Below are 14,691 nucleotides of genomic sequence, written 5' to 3'. Positions count from 1 at the left end.
CTCACCTCCGAGGGAGCAGCAAAGAACGGTGCCATTCAAAAAAAGCGGGAAGCACGGCACGAAGAACACGGAAAGCCGATATTCCACCGCGGACTGTGCCGATACGGACGAGTTCATGTTCTGGAGCGTCCACGACCACCCGTACGGCCGCAACCGGGCGTGTGCCCGTGCGCACGGCGCTGTGGAGTGTGGACGCCGACTCCATGTCGACCGCGATTGCGCCGGTCGCGAGCAGATCCGACCGTTCGTGACCGCGGACGACGTGATCGGAGCCGGTGAGCGGCCCCGTGTGGACGGTGCGCCCCGGCAGGGTACGCACGAGTTCCTTGACCAGCAGATCGGTGCCCACGCACGGCGTGGTGCCGCGCGGGTCCCGGGTCTCCTCGGCGACCACCAGGTCACCCGGGTGCATGCCCGGGGCGAGCCCGGCACAGAAGCCCGTGGCCAGGACGGCGGCCTCGCGCAGCGCCGGATCGGCGAGGACCCGGGTGACCGAGCGCTCGGCGGCCTTGGGTCCCATGCCGGTGCGCAGCACGGTGACGGGCCCGTCGGCCCCGGTCCGGTCGCCGCTGCGCAGGGCGAGGTGCTCGATGCCGAGCGCACAGGCGATCAGAAGCGGGACCGGGTCGGGCTTGGTGCTCATCAACCCCCCTTGGCCTCGGCGAACGGCTCGCCGTGGACGTACCGGCCGAGCGCGGTGAGCGGGAAGACCTGCCGGTAGAGGTGATAGTTGATCGAGAAGTCCCATGGGAACCCGGTGCCGGTGAAGTACGGCTCGTCCCAGGAGCCGTCCGCCAGCTGGGTCTCCGCGAGCCATTCGACCCCGCGCTCCACGGCCTTGGAGTCGCGCTCCCCCGCGGCGAGCAGCGCGAGCAGGGCCCACCCGGTCTGGGAGGCGGTCGAGGCGCCACGCCCGCTCCACTCGGCGACGTCGCGGTAGGAGCGCAGATCCTCGCCCCAGCCGCCGTCGTCGTTCTGCACGGTCTCCAGCCAGGCCACCGCCCGGCGGATCGCCGGGTGCGAGGCGGGCAGCCCCGCGGCCATGAGCGCCGGGACCACCGACCCTGTGCCGTATACATAGTTGACGCCCCAGCGGCCGAACCACGAGCCGTTCGGTTCCTGGTGGGCGAGCAGCCACTGGATACCCCGGCGGGTGCGCGGGTCGTGCGCGAGTCCCTCGACCGCGAGCATCTCCACGACGTGCGCGGTGACGTCCGCGGACGGCGGGTCGATGACCTCCCCGAAGTCGCAGAACGGCAGCCGGTTGGGGAAGGAGCTGGTGTTGTCGGCGTCGAAGGCGCCCCAGCCGCCGTCCTTGGACTGCATACCGAGGTTCCAGCGGATCCCGCGCCCGATGGCGTTGTCCACACGCTCCGGGTCGTGGTGCTTGACGCGGCGCAGCGCGAGCGCGACCTCGGCGGTGTCGTCGATGTCGGGGTAGTTGTCGTTGTGGAACTCGAACGCCCAGCCGCCCGGCGGCAGGTGGGGGCGCTTGACCGCCCAGTCCCCCGGCCGGACGATCTCCTCGCCGAGCATCCAGTCCGCGGCCTTCACCAGCTGCGGATGGTCGGCGGGCAATCCCGCGTCGGCGAGCGCGATGGTCGCCAGGCAGGTGTCCCACACCGGCGACTGGCAGGCCTCGATCATCCGGGCGCCGTCCTCGCGCCATACGGCGAAACGGTCCAGCGACGCCAACCCCTCGCGCATCACCGGGTGTTCGAGGTCGTAGCCGAGCAGATGCAGGGCGATGATCGAGTACACGGCGGGCGGCTGGATGCCTCCCCAGCAGCCGTCGTTCTCCTGCCGCTCGATGATCCAGCGGGCGGCCGTGCTCATCGCCGCCCTGCGCAGCCGGCGCGGCGCGACCTTGCGGTACTGGTGCAGCGCCTTGTCGAGACGCTGGAACACACCGTCCCAACTCGCCGCCGGGGCAAGGGGCTTGACCGGGTTGGGATGGTGCGCGTCGGTGTGCAGCTCGTCGAGCGGGAACGGCGCGGGCCGCACCGGACGCTTCGCCGAGACGACGGTGAGCGGCACGATCGTCTGCCGCGCCCAGCAGCCGAAGTCGTAGATGTTGAGCGGCATCCACTTCGGGAAGTAGATGAGTTCCGGCGGGAGTTCGGGCAGGTCGTCCCATTTCCACCAGCCGAACAGGGCGAGCCAGATCCGGGTGAAGACCCGCGCCGAGGCGATGCCGCCCCGCTCACGGATCCAGGCGGACGCCCGCGCCATGTGCGGTTCGTCCGGGGCGTCCCCGGCCAGCCTCAGGGCGACGTACGCCTCGACGGTGGCGGAGAGATCGCCGGGCCCGCCGTAGAACGTGGCCCAGGTGCCGTCCTCGCGCTGTTCGCCGCGGATGAACAGCCCGGTGGCGTGCGTCGTCGACTCGTCACGGATGCCCAGGAACTGACGGAGAAGCAGGTCCTCGGCGTCCATCGTGACGTTCGTCTCGAGGTCGCCCTTCCACCAGCCCTCGGCGTCCTGCCGCGAGAGCAGGAAGTCGGTGGCGCGCCGCATCGCGTGCGTGGCGACATCTCGGGTCTCGACTGTCCCGGCCGCCACGGGAGTCGTCTGTGTCTGGATTTCGCTGGCCGAGGCAGCGCGGGGCGGCAGGGCCCCGGTGCTTCCGTCGGTCGTCGCTGTCATGGCTTCCCCTTCGTGCAGTGGTACGTCTCTGCTGTGGGTCCGCCGTCGGCCGGTGCGTCCTTGTCCCGCGGCACCGGCCGGCGACTACGCGAGGTTTATTCGACCGATAGTGATCATCTCTTCCGTACGACGACGAAGTCGGCGAGCGCCACGAACTGGGCCCGCACCCGGTCGGGCATCTGGACGGCGTCCAGCGCCTCGATGGCGATGCTGTGCTGGCGGCGTGCCTCCTGGGCGGTCCACTCGCGGCCGCCCGCCTCCTCGATGAGCGCGGCGCGCACGGCGAACTCCTCCTCGGAGAAGTTCTCGAAGTCGCTGGCCTTGGCGTCCTCGGCGAGCAGTTCACCGAGGCGCTCGGAGGCGGGCCCGCCCGCGGCGAGCGCGGCCACGACCGGCAGGGACTTCTTGCGCTGGCGCAGATCGCTCCAGGTCTGCTTTCCGGTGGCCTCCGGGTCGCCCCAGATGCCGAGGAGGTCGTCGACGGCCTGGAAGGCCAGGCCCAGGTGGTAGCCGTACTTCTCCAGCGTGTCCGCGGTGAAGTCGTCGGCACCGCCGAGCACCGCGCCGATGGAGCAGGCGCAGGCGAGCAGGGCGCCCGTCTTGTTGCCCTCCATCTCCAGGCACTCCTCGACGGTGACGCGGTCGCGGTGCTCGTAGGAGATGTCCTGTGCCTGACCGTCGATCAGGGCACGGGTCGCGGTGGTGAGGCGGCGTGTGGCGCGGCCCGCCTCGACGGTGCCGAGCTCCAGGAGGATCTCGTTGGCCAGCGCGAACAGGGCGTCGCCGACGAGGATGGCCTGGGCGGGGCCGTGCACCTTCCAGACGGTGTCGCGGTGGCGGCGCTGCTCGTCGCCGTCCATCAGGTCGTCGTGCAGCAGCGAGAAGTTGTGCACCAGTTCAACGGCGACCGCACCCGGCACGCCCACCGCGGGGGCAGCGCCGGCGGCCTGCGCGGACAGGACGGCGAGCGCGGGGCGTACGGCCTTGCCGCCGTCGCCGTCCGCGGGGTTGCCCTCGGCGTCGATCCAGCCGAAGTGGTAGGCGGCGACGGTGTCCATGGGCGCTGCCAGCCGGTCGACGGCCGCCTTCAGCACCGGTGTGGCCAGGGTCCGGCCGCGCTCCAGGAGCGCGGTCACGTCCACCGCGTCGGCAGCCGTTTCGGCCGGGGGCACAGTGGGCACAGTCTCTCCTCTTGTTGCGGTACCGGGGGTGCGGGGGTCGGTCGCGCGCTGATCGAGCATCAGGCCGCCTCCTCAAAGACGTCGAAGAGGTGATCGCGAGGCCGGCCCAGGGCGCCCAGCGCGGCTCCCGCCGCACTGATGCCACTGCGGACCGCACTCTCCATGGTCGCGGGCCACCCGGTGGCGGTCCACGATCCGGCCAGGTACAGGCCGGGGGCCTTGGTGCGGGCGCCGGGCCGCAGCCGCCCGACGCCCGGGGTGGGGGCGAACGTCGCCGTGCGCTCCCGGGTCACGAAGAAGTCCTTCACTCCGGCGCCGCGCGCGGCGGGCAGCAGCCGTTCCAGCTCCGGCAGATAGCGCTCGCGCAGTACGGAGACGGGCTCGTCGATCTCGTCCTGCGCGGCCGACTGCGACAGCGCGAGGTACTGGCCCTCACGCAGACCGGACGCCTCGGTCCGGTCGAACACCCACTGCACCGGGGAGCCCAGCGCCGCGAAGAACGGCCGGGCGAGCACCTTGCGGTCGTAGACGACATGGATGTTGAGGATCGGCGCGGTACCGATCTCCAGGAGCCGCTCAGGGGCGTCGAGCGCCCCCTCGGGCAGCAGATCGTGGGCCTCGCGCTGGGGTACGGCGAGCACGACCGTGTCGGCTTCGAGTGTCTCGCCGGGAACCTGAACGCTCCAACGCCCGTTCTCGTTGAGGGAGATGGAGGTGACGCGTGTACGGACCTCGGTACGGACGCCCGCGGAGTCGAGCGCCTTGCGGGCCAGGGTGTCGTGCAGTTCGCCCAGCGGGACGCGTGCCCAGCCGATGTCGGCCGCGCCCGGGTCGGACAGCAGACCGGTCTTGAACACCATCGCGGCGAGCGCCAGCGACGAGTCGCCGGCCACCGCGTTGAGGGTGGCGACCCCCACGAGGTCCCACAGTGCTTCGACGGCACGCTCCGACTGACCGTGCGCGGCGAGCCATTCGCCGAAGTTCTGCGCATCGAGCGCCGGATCGGAGAGATCCAGGCCCTTGAGCGCCAGCGCGGCACGGCCGACCTTGGCGCGCTCGGCGAGCGACAGATGCTGGTACGTGGCGAGGCTGCGCGCGAGATGCAGCGGCACGGGCAGCGCCGTGCGGCCGATTCTGCCGAGCCGTCGTCCCGGTGTGCCCTCGGCGTCGAGAACGGGCACGTCGAGACGATCCTGCAGGGGCGCCAGCAAGGCTCCGTCGATGCGGTCGAGGAACCAGCGGTAGGCGGTGCAGCAGCGCAGATAGACATGCTGGCCGTTGTCGACCGTCAGCTCGCCGCGCTGGAAGGAGAACGCGAGACCGCCGAGCCGCGGCCGCCCTTCGAGCAGGGTGACCCGCACCCCGGCGTCGGCGAGCGCGAGCGCGGTGGTGAGCCCGGCGAGCCCTCCACCGACCACCACGGCAGCCGCCCCGTCCGGGCGGCCCGAAGCCCCCGCGGGCTGCGTGACCTCGCTCATCGTGCACCCTCCCCTGCGGCCGTGCCGTGGTGCTTGAACGGTGCACGGCTGGCCGTTGCAGTCAGGGACGCCATCCGGCTCCGGAGGGTTGCGTGCCGCTTTTCGCCAGTGGAATCACCTTGGACCGGATTGTCCATCAGGCGCGCCTCCTGACGGTACGGCGGGACACATGCCGGGCGTCGAGGCCGGAGAGGCCGCGCACGGCGACGTACGCCTTCTCACGTCCGGGCAGCGAGACCCGGCCGCGCAGCACGGCCTCCGGCTCGCGCTCGATGCGGTCGAGCAGGCGGCGGTAGATGCCGGCCATCGCCGCGACACACGCGCCGCTGCGCCGGTCGAGCATGGGCAGCAGCCGGTAGCCCTCGGCGAAAAGAGCGCGGGCCCGACGCACTTCGAAGTGCACGAGGCCCGCGAAATCGGAGCCGGGCGGTGGAGTCGGTCCGTTGAACCCGGCCGAGCAGCCGAACTTGGCCAGATCGTCGGCGGGCAGATAGATGCGCCCGCCTTCGGCGTCCTCGCGTACATCCCGCAGGATGTTGGTGAGTTGGAGCGCGAGCCCGAGCGTGTCGGCATACTCCGGCGCGCGCTCGGCGCCGCGCGCCCCCGGCTCCGTACCGAACACGCCGAGCGAGAGCCGCCCGATCGCCCCGGCCACGCAACGGCAGTAGACCTTCAGGTCGTCCCAGGTCTCGTACGTCTCTCCGCGTACGTCCATGAGGACGCCGTTGATGAGTTCGTCGAGGCCGGCGAGGGGCACCGGGAAGTACTCGGCGGTGTGGCTGAGGGCGACCGCGACCGGGTCGGTGTCGTCCTCGTCGACAGACCCGGAACGGACCCGGGCGAGCAGTGCCCGGGTGTCCTCCAGGCGGGCCGACTTGACGTCCGGTGCGAGCGTGCCGTCGCCGATGTCGTCGACACGCCGGGAGAACGCGTAGAGCGCCGACATCGCGCGTCGCTTGGGCGTCGGCAGAAGTCTGATGCCGTACGCGAAATTACGGGCCTGCTGACCGGTCACTGCCTCGCAGTAGCTGTACGCGGCGAGTACCGGTGCGGACATGTGTGGTGGAGACTCCACGGTCCGGATCACCCCTCTCCTCGCAGAGTCACTCCCACCTCGCGCAGCAACTGGAGCTTGCCGGGCTTGGGCGGGCCGGGAAGTACGTCGTATTCGGCGGCGCCAATCGCACGGATTGCCGCCCTTCCCCCCGCAACGAACCCCGCGAGCAGCAGCTTCAGCCTGCCGTGGACGCTACCCACGAGGGGGGTGCCTTCATTCAGGAGGTTCAAGGCGTGTTCTGTTTCGTATGCAACCAGTGCTCGCACCGATGCGCCTGCTGTGGCGGCGGCGAGATCCGCCTCCTGGACGTGGAAGCGTTTCATGTCCTCGGCAGGCAGGTAGATACGGTCGCGGCCGAGGTCCTCGGCGACGTCTTGGAGGTGTTCGACGATCTGCAGTGCCGTGCACACCGCGTCGGAGCGGCGGACACGCTCGGGCGTGGAGGTTCCGGTGACGGAGAGGACCAGGCGGCCGACGGGATTGGCGGACAGCTCGCAGTAGGCGAGCAGGTCGTCATAGGTCTCGTACCGCTTGACCAGCTGGTCCTGGCGGTTGGCCGCGATCAGACCGAGGAAGGGCTCGGGGGTGAGGCCCGCGCGGCGGACGGTGGGCTGGAGCCGGCTCAGCAGCGGGTGGCGCGGGGTCGAGTCGAACACACGGTGAAGATCGGCTTCGAAGGCGTCAAGGAGGAGGAGTCGGTCCTCGGCCTCCTCGGGCGACACGCCGAGCAGACGGGCGTCCGCGCCGCCCGGGGCGAGGTCGCCGTCACCGATGTCGTCGACGAGACGGGCGAAGCCGTACACGGCCATCAGATCGTCGCGCCAGGCCTTGGGCAGGAAGAAGGGTGCCACGGGGAAGTTCTCGTCCGCGGCCTTGTCGAGGGTGCCGCGCTCCGGATCACCAGTACGCGCCGTGCCGGCTTGGGTCACCGCTCGCCGCCCGGCGCGGGGACGGCACACGCGTCGCGGAGCTGGAGAGTTTCCGTAGCCATTGCCGTCACATCTCCCGTTCTACACTGCCGACCCAATAGTGCCCTTTTCGGACACGCCGCCCGGGCGTCCGCGCGGCGCGCGGTGCCGGGTGTCGCGCATTATCGCCCTACTTGCCGCGAATCAGCACCGGTACAGCTTACGTTGTACAACGCGGCACGCTCCGTCGGGGTGTCCTGCACATCACAACAACACACCGATTGGTGTCAAGATTCCTAAGGCCAGGCGGAGTTGGCGTTTCCTTTGCAGACGCAGGGCCCCGCCGAAGAGTTCCGGCGGGGCCCTGGTCGAAATGGGCTACTTGCCCGTGAACTTCTCGTACTCCTTGAGGACCTCTTCGGTCAGGCCGTCCATGCGCAGCTCACCGCGCTCCAGCCAGAGCACGCGGTCGCAGGTGTCGCGGATCGACTTGTTGTTGTGACTGACCAGAAACACCGTGCCCGCGCTCTTGCGCAGCTCGCGGATGCGGGCCTCGGAGCGCTTCTGGAAGGAGCGGTCGCCGGTGGCGAGGGCCTCGTCGATCATCAGGACGTCGTGGTCCTTGGCGGCCGCGATGGAGAAGCGGAGGCGGGCCGCCATGCCGGACGAGTAGGTGCGCATCGGGAGGGTGATGAAGTCGCCCTTCTCGTTGATGCCGGAGAAGTCGACGATCTCCTGGTAGCGCTCCTTGATCTGCTCGCGGGTCATACCCATCGCGAGCCCGCCCAATATGACGTTCCGCTCGCCCGTCAGATCGTTCATCAGGGCCGCGTTCACGCCGAGCAGCGAGGGCTGGCCGTCGGTGAAGACCTTGCCCTTCTCGGCGGGGAGCAGGCCGGCGATGGCACGCAGGAGCGTGGACTTGCCGGAGCCGTTCGAGCCGATCAGGCCGATGGCCTCGCCGCGGTACGCGGTGAAGGAGACGCCCCGGACGGCGTGCACCTTGCGTACGCCGGGCGACTCGCCGCGCTTGATGATGCGGCTGAGGGCGGCGGTCGCGCTGCCCTTGCCGGTCTTGGCGCCGTTGACGCGGTAGACGATGTGCAGCTCGTCCGCGATGACGGTGGGGATGTGGGAGTCGGTCCTCTGCTCAGCCACGGCCGTACCTCTCCTCTGCCTTCCAGAAGTACACGAACCCGCCGACGGCGACGACCACGGCCCAGAAGACGGCGATGGCCCACACATGCGGCGGCAGGTTGGAGGAGCCGTAGCCGTCGATGAGGGCGTAGCGCATCAGGTCCATGTAGACGGCGGCCGGGTTCGCCTGCAGTGCGCGGGCGATCCACTCCGGACGGCCTTCGAGCATGGTGCTGATCGAGAACATGACGCCGGACGCGTACATCCACGTACGCAGGATGAACGGCATCAGCTGGGCGAGGTCCGGGGTCTTGGCGCCCATCCGGGCCACGATCAGCGAGAGTCCCACGTTGAAGAGGAACTGCAGCACGAGCACCGGCACGATCAGCAGCCAGGACGCACTCGGATAGCTGCCGAAACCGATCGCCACGACGAACAGCACGATCATCGAGAAGAGCAGCTGCTGGAGCTGCTGGAGCGCGAAGGAGATGGGCAGAGAGGCGCGCGGGAAGTGCAGCGCGCGCACCAGCCCCAGGTTCCCGGAGATCGCGCGGACGCCCGCCATGATCGAGCTCTGTGTGAAGGTGAAGACGAAGACACCCGTCACCAGGAACGGGATGTACACGTCGTGCGACATACCGCGGTTGGCCTTCAGGATCAGGCCGAAGATCAGGTAGTAGACGCCCGCGTTGAGCAGCGGGGTCGCCACCTGCCACAGCTGGCCCAGCTTGGCCTGGCTGTACTGGGCGGTGAGCTTCGCCTGCGAGAAGGCGAGGATGAAGTGCCGCCGCCCCCACAGCTGACGAACGTATTCGGCGAGTCCGGGCCGGGCGCCGCTGACCGCGAGCCCGTACTTGGCGGCCAGGTCGACCGCGGAGAGCCCGTCATCGGGCGACGGTCGGTCGCTCACCGCGACTCCGCCGTCATGCGTTGTCTCACTCACAAGTGGAAACTTTCGTCTTCAAGATGCGCACAGCCAGATTGGGCGTAGGCATGAGCCGGGGACCGGGGTACGGCCACGAATGCTCTCAGAAACGAGCTTGTCAGATCACAGGAGGTCGGCCCAGTCGAGTCAGCCGCCACACCGTACGCCACTTCATGGGACGCCGGGGCCCGCACGGAGTGGTCCAGCCCTCCTTGAAGCCGCCGAACCAGGCCTTGAGCGCCGGTTTCGAGGGGCGGCGCAGCAGCGTCAGGAGCATCCAGACACCGAGGTAGACCGGAACGAGCGGCGCCGGAAGGTTTCGGCGCGCGAGCCAGACGCGGTTGCGGGCCACCATGCGGTGGTAGACCGCGTGCCGCGAGGGCGCGGTGGTCGGGTGGTACAGCACCATGTCGGACCGGTAGTCGATCATCCAGCCCGCGTCGAGGGCCCGCCACGCGAGGTCGGTTTCCTCATGGGCGTAGAAGAACTCGTCCGGGAGCCCGCCGACCTCGGCGAAGACCTTCGTACGGACGGCGTTGGCGCCACCGAGGAAGGTGGTGACCCGCGAGGAGCGCATCGGGTCGGAGGCGCGCAGCCGCGGGACGTGGCGGCGCTGGGTCTCGCCGGTCTCGGGGTCGGCGATGCGGAAGCTGATGATGCCGAGCTTCGGGTCGGCCGCGAAGGCCCGGCGGCACAGCTCGGCGGTGTCGTGGGTGGCGAGGAGGCCGTCGTCGTCCAGGAAGAGAAGGACGTCCACGTCGGTGCCGCCGGGGCCGAAGGCCTCGATGCCGACGTTGCGGCCGCCGGGTATGCCGAGGTTCTCGGGCAGCTCGACGGTCCGCACTCCAGCGGGGACGTCCGGGACGGGCGAGCCGTTGCCGACCACGACCACCTCGACGCGGTCGCCGTCCTGCTTGGCGACGGAGTCCAGCAGGGCCCGGAGTTCCTCGGGTCGGTTGCCCATGGTGATGATCACCGCGCCGACCTTCATCGCGGCACTCACTTCAGCCTGCTGGAGGCGAGGATGGACACGAGGTGCAGCACGGTCTGGAGGAGCGCGATGCCGGCCAGCACGGCGACGCCGAGCCGGGAGAAGAACAGATCGCCGCGCACCTGGTCCAGGACCGCCAGGACCAGGATCAGCAGGGACGCCTCGATCCCGAGCACCAGCCGGTGGAACTTCAGCGCCGCAGCGGCCTTGCGGGCCAGCGCCATGCCGGACGAGCGCGGCTCGGACGCCGACTCCTTGACGGGCGGCAGCCCGCCCTGGTGGCGGGCGACGCCGACGAGGTCCGTCTCGGCCTTGATCAGGATCGCGCCGAGGGCCGCCAGGGTGCCGAGGAAGGCCCAGAGCCAGTCGATCCGCCCGGAGCCCCACAGATCGGAGGCACGCAGGCCGAAGCCGACGAGCACGGCGGCGTCGGTGAGATACGCGCCGACCCGGTCCAGGTAGACCCCGCCGAGCGAGAACTGCTGCTTCCAGCGTGCGATCTCGCCGTCGACGCAGTCGAGCAGCAGGTAGAGCTGGACCATTAGCACGCCGAGCACGGCGCCCGCGATCCCCGGCACCAGCAGGGCCGGGGCCGCGAGAACGCCGCAGACGGTCATCAGGTAGGTCAGCTGGTTGGGCGTGACCCGTGTGTTCACCAGGTACCGGTCCACCCGCAGCGAGATCTCTCGCATGTACAGGCGTCCCGCCCAGTGCTCACCGCTGCGCCGGTCCTTCACCCCTGGGGGGTGAACGACGGGGCGGAGTTCAGCTACCGATGGCCTTGGCATAGTCGGTGTAGATGTCCTTGATCTGGTTGGTTTTCAGGTCGAGGTGTTCGAGGATCGTGTAGCGGCCGGGCCGGGTCTGCGGAGCGAACTCCACGACCTGCACGAACTCGTCCACGGTGAAGCCGATCTCCTCCGGCAGCACCGGCAGTCCGTGCCGGTGCAGCACCTCGGCCATGTACGCCGACTCCTCGTGCGCCCCCCGCAGATACATCGCGAAGGCCGCGCCCAGGCCGCACTGCTCGCCGTGGCTCGCCGCGCGCTTGGGGAAGAGGAGGTCGAAGGCGTGGTTGATCTCGTGGCACGCCCCGGAGGCGGGGCGGGAGTCGCCCGAGATCGACATCGCGACACCGGTGAGGACGAGAGCTTCGGCGAGTACCTGGAGGAAGTCGTTGTCACCGATGCCGCCCGGGTGCCGCAGCACGGCCTCGCCGGCCTGGCGGGCCATCGCGGCGGCGAGACCGTCGATCTTCTCGCCGTTGACGCGGTTCGCCAGCTCCCAGTCCGCGATCGCGGAGATGTTGGAGACGGCGTCGCCGATGCCGGCGCGCACGAACCGTGCGGGGGCCTCGCGGATCACATCGAGGTCGATGACGACCGCGATGGGGTTCGGCACACCGTACGAACCGCGGCCCGCGTCGTTGTCGAGGGTCGCGACGGGCGAGCAGAGGCCGTCGTGCGCGAGGTTCGTGGGCACGGCGACCAGCGGGAGGCCGACGCGTGCCGCGGCGAACTTCGCGCAGTCGATGATCTTGCCGCCGCCCAGGCCCACGACCGCGTCGTAATGCCCGGCCTTTATGGCACCGGCCAGCCGGATCGCGTCGTCGAGGGTGCCGCCGCCGACCTCGTACCAGGTGGCGCCCGGCAGGGCAGGGGCGATCCGCTCACGCAGCCTGGCGCCGGAGCCGCCGCTCACCGCGACGGCGAGCTTGCCCGAATGCGAGATCCGCTGGTCGGAGAGCACACTCGCCAGGTCGTCCAGGGCACCCGGACGGATGTCGACGACGACCGGCGAGGGGATGAGCCTCGTCAGTACTGGCACGCGATCTCCCGTCCCTTGGCGAGGTCGTCGTGGTTGTCGATCTCGACCCACTTGACGTCGCCGATCGGGGCCACATCGATCTTGAAGCCGCGGTTGACGAGCTCCTGGTAGCCGTGCTCGTAGAACTGCTGCGGGTCGGTCTCCCACACCGTCTTCAGGGCGTCGGCCAGGTCGGCGGCAGCGTCGCCCTCGATGAGGGTGACACCGATGTACTCACCGGTGGCCTCGGACGGCTCCATCAGCTTGGTGATCTTCTGGACGCCCTTGGCGGGGTCCACGACGACCTTCATCTCCTCGTCGGCGAGCTTCTTCACCGTGTCGAGGGCGAGGATGATCTTCTTGCCGTCGCCGCGGGCGGCGAGCAGCGTGTGCTCCACGGAGACCGGGTGCACGGTGTCGCCGTTGGCGAGGATCACGCCGTCCTTGAGGGCGTCACGGCCGCACCACAGGGAGTAGGCGTTGTTCCACTCCTCGGCCTTGTCGTTGTCGATGAGGGTGATCTTGAGGCCGTACTTCTCCTCAAGGGCCGCCTTGCGGTCGTACACGGCTTCCTTGCGGTAGCCCACGATGATGCCGACCTCGGTCAGACCGATCTCGGCGAAGTTGCCGAGCGTCAGGTCCAGGACCGTGATGCTGTCCTCTATGTCTGCGGGCCCCACCGGCACGAGAGCCTTGGGGAGGCTGTCGGTGTAGGGACGCAGACGCCGTCCGGCGCCGGCCGCCAGCACGAGGCCGATCATGCGGGTTCTCCTTCATCGTGTACGGCGGGCGCCCCGGAGGACACCCAGAAGCGGATGCTCTCGACGAGCACCAGCAGCGCCACGGCCACGGCGAGTGCCGTGAGCGCGACCTTGAACTGTTCGGCGGTGAGCAGCGCGGCCAGGACGGTGACCAGCAGCGTCCTGCCTTCGTGCCCGCCGATCGCCCGCACCAGCCAGTGCGGGGGGGCTCCGGCGTTGCCGCGGATGCGGTACACCGTGTCGTAGTGATGGTAGGCGACGGCGGCCACCAGGCCGAAAGCCGCAGGAAGCGCTCCGTTCACGTCGGCGTTGGCCGCCAGTACCAGAACGGTGAGGTATTCGGCCGCGCGGAAGAACGGCGGGACCAGCCAGTCGAGGGCGCCCTTCAGGGGCCTGACCAGGGCGACCGGCGACAGCAGGACGTAGACGGCGGCGCCCAGGACGGGCCACCAGCTGCCGTAGGGGGCGAGTGCGGCGGATGTCACGACGATCGCCCCGGCCACGAAGGCGACGAGCGCCGGGCCGATCCGCGGGAGGCGGCCGGCGAAACGCGTCAGGTACTCGGCCAGCGGGCCGGAGTCGGTGAGGTCCACGAGCGCCCGGGCGGCGCGGTCCGTGCGGCGCGCCTTGCGGGTCAGCGAGCGCAGCACCCGGCCCGCCGTGGTGTAGGTGGCCGCGAAGGCACAGCCGGCGAGCAGCGCGTAGAAGGTGATACGGGGGGTCGTCAGCGCCGTGAGAACGGCGATCATCGCCCATCGTTCGCCGATGGGCAGAACTATCATCCGGCGCACCCAGACCGTCCAGCCGACGCTGTCGAGCTTGCCCGAGAGGGCGGCGGTGGGGCTGGTGTTGGCCTCGGCGTCGTGGTTCGCCTCGTTGAAGGAGAAGTCCACGACGTGCCGGCAGGTCTGCAGGATCATCGCGCCGAGCGCGAGCGCCCATACGTCGTCGCCGCCGCGGGCCGCGCCGAGCGCGAGGCCCGCGTAGTAGGCGTACTCCTTGGCGCGGTCGAAGGTCGCGTCCAGCCAGGCGCCGAGCGTCGAGTACTGGAGGGAGTAGCGGGCGAGCTGTCCGTCCGTGCAGTCCAGGACGAAGGAGAACAGCAGCAGCAGCCCGGCCGCGACGAAGCCGAGGCGGGTGCCGGTGGCGGCGCAGCTCGCGGCGATCAGCGCGGTGATCAGCGAGGCGGTGGTGACCTGGTTCGGGGTCAGACCGCGGCGGGCGCACCAGCGGGCGATGTAGCGCGAGTACGGGCTGATGCAGTACGTGGTGAAGAAGCCGTCGCGGGCCTTCACGGCGCTGCGCAGTCGTACGGCCTCGTCGTCCACGGCCGAGACGGCCTGCCGGGCCTCGTTGCGCTCCTGCGGGTCGGCCGGTACGGCCGCGACCAGCGTGCCGAGCTCGGGGCGGTACACGGCGGTGCCGTCCGCGTCGAGCGACGCGGTGAGGCGTTCGGCGAGGTGGTCCGTGGCGACGGCGAGGCCGCCGGAGGCGGAGCTCTCGCGGGCCACGGCCCGGGTCAGCGCCTTGCGGGCCTCGGGCTGCACGGATATGGCTCCCGGCAGCGCGGAGGCCGCGAACCGGGGGTCCGTGAGGCCGAGGCGCAGCGCGTGGAGGTGCCCCACGAAGCGGGCGTCGACGACGGCGACCCGCTGGTCCAGGGGGACGGCGGCAAGGAGCGTCTCGGCGTCACCGGCGTCGGCGGCGAGCCGCACGTCGAAGCCGAGCGACCGCAGATCGCCCTCAAGCGACGATCCGGGAACCGGCTGGCCGGCGAGGATGGCGGTCGACAGCGAACTCA

Annotated in this window: 14 protein-coding genes; all 14 read right to left on the bottom strand. The window is 70.2% G+C overall.

The features are described from left to right. Position 1: 1 nt before the first annotated feature. Positions 2-643: a 1-hydroxy-2-methyl-2-butenyl 4-diphosphate reductase gene (locus OG975_RS41830; protein ID WP_406334836.1), complete on the bottom strand. Its 642-nt coding sequence runs from the start codon at positions 641-643 to the stop codon at positions 2-4. Next, positions 643-2,646, bottom strand: a complete 2,004-nt coding sequence (shc, locus tag OG975_RS41825; RefSeq protein WP_406334835.1) for a squalene--hopene cyclase — start codon at positions 2,644-2,646, stop codon at positions 643-645. Before shc ends, OG975_RS41830 begins: the two co-directional genes overlap by 1 nt. Positions 2,647-2,759: 113 nt before the next feature. Next, complete coding sequence (locus OG975_RS41820) at positions 2,760-3,887, bottom strand: polyprenyl synthetase family protein (protein WP_406334834.1); 1,128 nt, start codon at positions 3,885-3,887, stop codon at positions 2,760-2,762. Continuing rightward, the gene (hpnE, locus tag OG975_RS41815; protein ID WP_406334833.1) at positions 3,887-5,305 is read right to left on the bottom strand and encodes a hydroxysqualene dehydroxylase HpnE; all 1,419 of its coding nucleotides are present in this window, start codon (positions 5,303-5,305) and stop codon (positions 3,887-3,889) included. Before hpnE ends, OG975_RS41820 begins: the two co-directional genes overlap by 1 nt. Then, a complete protein-coding gene (locus tag OG975_RS41810; protein ID WP_406334832.1) occupies positions 5,302-5,442 on the bottom strand; it encodes a DUF6380 family protein in 141 nt (46 codons plus the stop codon). Before OG975_RS41810 ends, hpnE begins: the two co-directional genes overlap by 4 nt. Continuing rightward, complete coding sequence (hpnD, locus tag OG975_RS41805; RefSeq protein WP_406334830.1) at positions 5,442-6,392, bottom strand: presqualene diphosphate synthase HpnD; 951 nt, start codon at positions 6,390-6,392, stop codon at positions 5,442-5,444. Before hpnD ends, OG975_RS41810 begins: the two co-directional genes overlap by 1 nt. Then, entirely contained in the window at positions 6,389-7,291 is a 903-nt protein-coding gene (gene hpnC / locus OG975_RS41800; RefSeq protein ID WP_406334828.1) for a squalene synthase HpnC, read from the bottom strand. The genes hpnD and hpnC overlap by 4 nt, the downstream gene beginning before the upstream one ends. Before the next feature lie 357 nt (positions 7,292-7,648). Further along, complete coding sequence (locus OG975_RS41795) at positions 7,649-8,428, bottom strand: ABC transporter ATP-binding protein (protein WP_406334827.1); 780 nt, start codon at positions 8,426-8,428, stop codon at positions 7,649-7,651. Then, positions 8,421-9,350, bottom strand: coding sequence for an ABC transporter permease (locus OG975_RS41790; RefSeq protein ID WP_406334825.1), 930 nt, complete (start codon positions 9,348-9,350; stop codon positions 8,421-8,423). Before OG975_RS41790 ends, OG975_RS41795 begins: the two co-directional genes overlap by 8 nt. A 100-nt stretch (positions 9,351-9,450) precedes the next feature. Continuing rightward, positions 9,451-10,335, bottom strand: coding sequence for a glycosyltransferase family 2 protein (locus tag OG975_RS41785; protein WP_406334824.1), 885 nt, complete (start codon positions 10,333-10,335; stop codon positions 9,451-9,453). Then, positions 10,332-11,111: a CDP-alcohol phosphatidyltransferase family protein gene (locus OG975_RS41780; protein WP_381250414.1), complete on the bottom strand. Its 780-nt coding sequence runs from the start codon at positions 11,109-11,111 to the stop codon at positions 10,332-10,334. Before OG975_RS41780 ends, OG975_RS41785 begins: the two co-directional genes overlap by 4 nt. After that, entirely contained in the window at positions 11,089-12,150 is a 1,062-nt protein-coding gene (locus OG975_RS41775; protein WP_406334823.1) for an iron-containing alcohol dehydrogenase family protein, read from the bottom strand. Before OG975_RS41775 ends, OG975_RS41780 begins: the two co-directional genes overlap by 23 nt. Beyond that, positions 12,138-12,890: a sugar phosphate nucleotidyltransferase gene (locus OG975_RS41770; RefSeq protein ID WP_406334822.1), complete on the bottom strand. Its 753-nt coding sequence runs from the start codon at positions 12,888-12,890 to the stop codon at positions 12,138-12,140. Before OG975_RS41770 ends, OG975_RS41775 begins: the two co-directional genes overlap by 13 nt. After that, a complete protein-coding gene (locus OG975_RS41765) occupies positions 12,887-14,683 on the bottom strand; it encodes a DUF5941 domain-containing protein (RefSeq protein WP_406336702.1) in 1,797 nt (598 codons plus the stop codon). The genes OG975_RS41770 and OG975_RS41765 overlap by 4 nt, the downstream gene beginning before the upstream one ends. Between the last annotated feature and the right edge of the window lie 8 nt (positions 14,684-14,691).

The sequence above is a fragment of the Streptomyces sp. NBC_00203 genome (assembly GCF_045206325.1).
Classification (GTDB): Bacteria; Actinomycetota; Actinomycetes; order Streptomycetales; family Streptomycetaceae; genus Streptomyces; species Streptomyces lutosisoli.
This window is presented reverse-complemented; position numbering and strand designations above follow the sequence as displayed.

Excerpts from the sequence above, each read along its gene's own strand:
- OG975_RS41830 (WP_406334836.1), bottom strand. The coding sequence starts at position 643 with ATGAGCACCAAGCCCGACCCGGTCCCGCTTCTGATCGCCTGTGCGCTC.
- shc (WP_406334835.1), bottom strand. The coding sequence starts at position 2,646 with ATGACAGCGACGACCGACGGAAGCACCGGGGCCCTGCCGCCCCGCGCT.
- OG975_RS41820 (WP_406334834.1), bottom strand. The coding sequence starts at position 3,887 with ATGCTCGATCAGCGCGCGACCGACCCCCGCACCCCCGGTACCGCAACA.
- hpnE (WP_406334833.1), bottom strand. The coding sequence starts at position 5,305 with ATGAGCGAGGTCACGCAGCCCGCGGGGGCTTCGGGCCGCCCGGACGGG.
- OG975_RS41810 (WP_406334832.1), bottom strand. The coding sequence starts at position 5,442 with ATGGACAATCCGGTCCAAGGTGATTCCACTGGCGAAAAGCGGCACGCA.
- OG975_RS41780 (WP_381250414.1), bottom strand. The coding sequence starts at position 11,111 with ATGCCAAGGCCATCGGTAGCTGAACTCCGCCCCGTCGTTCACCCCCCA.
- OG975_RS41770 (WP_406334822.1), bottom strand. The coding sequence starts at position 12,890 with ATGATCGGCCTCGTGCTGGCGGCCGGCGCCGGACGGCGTCTGCGTCCC.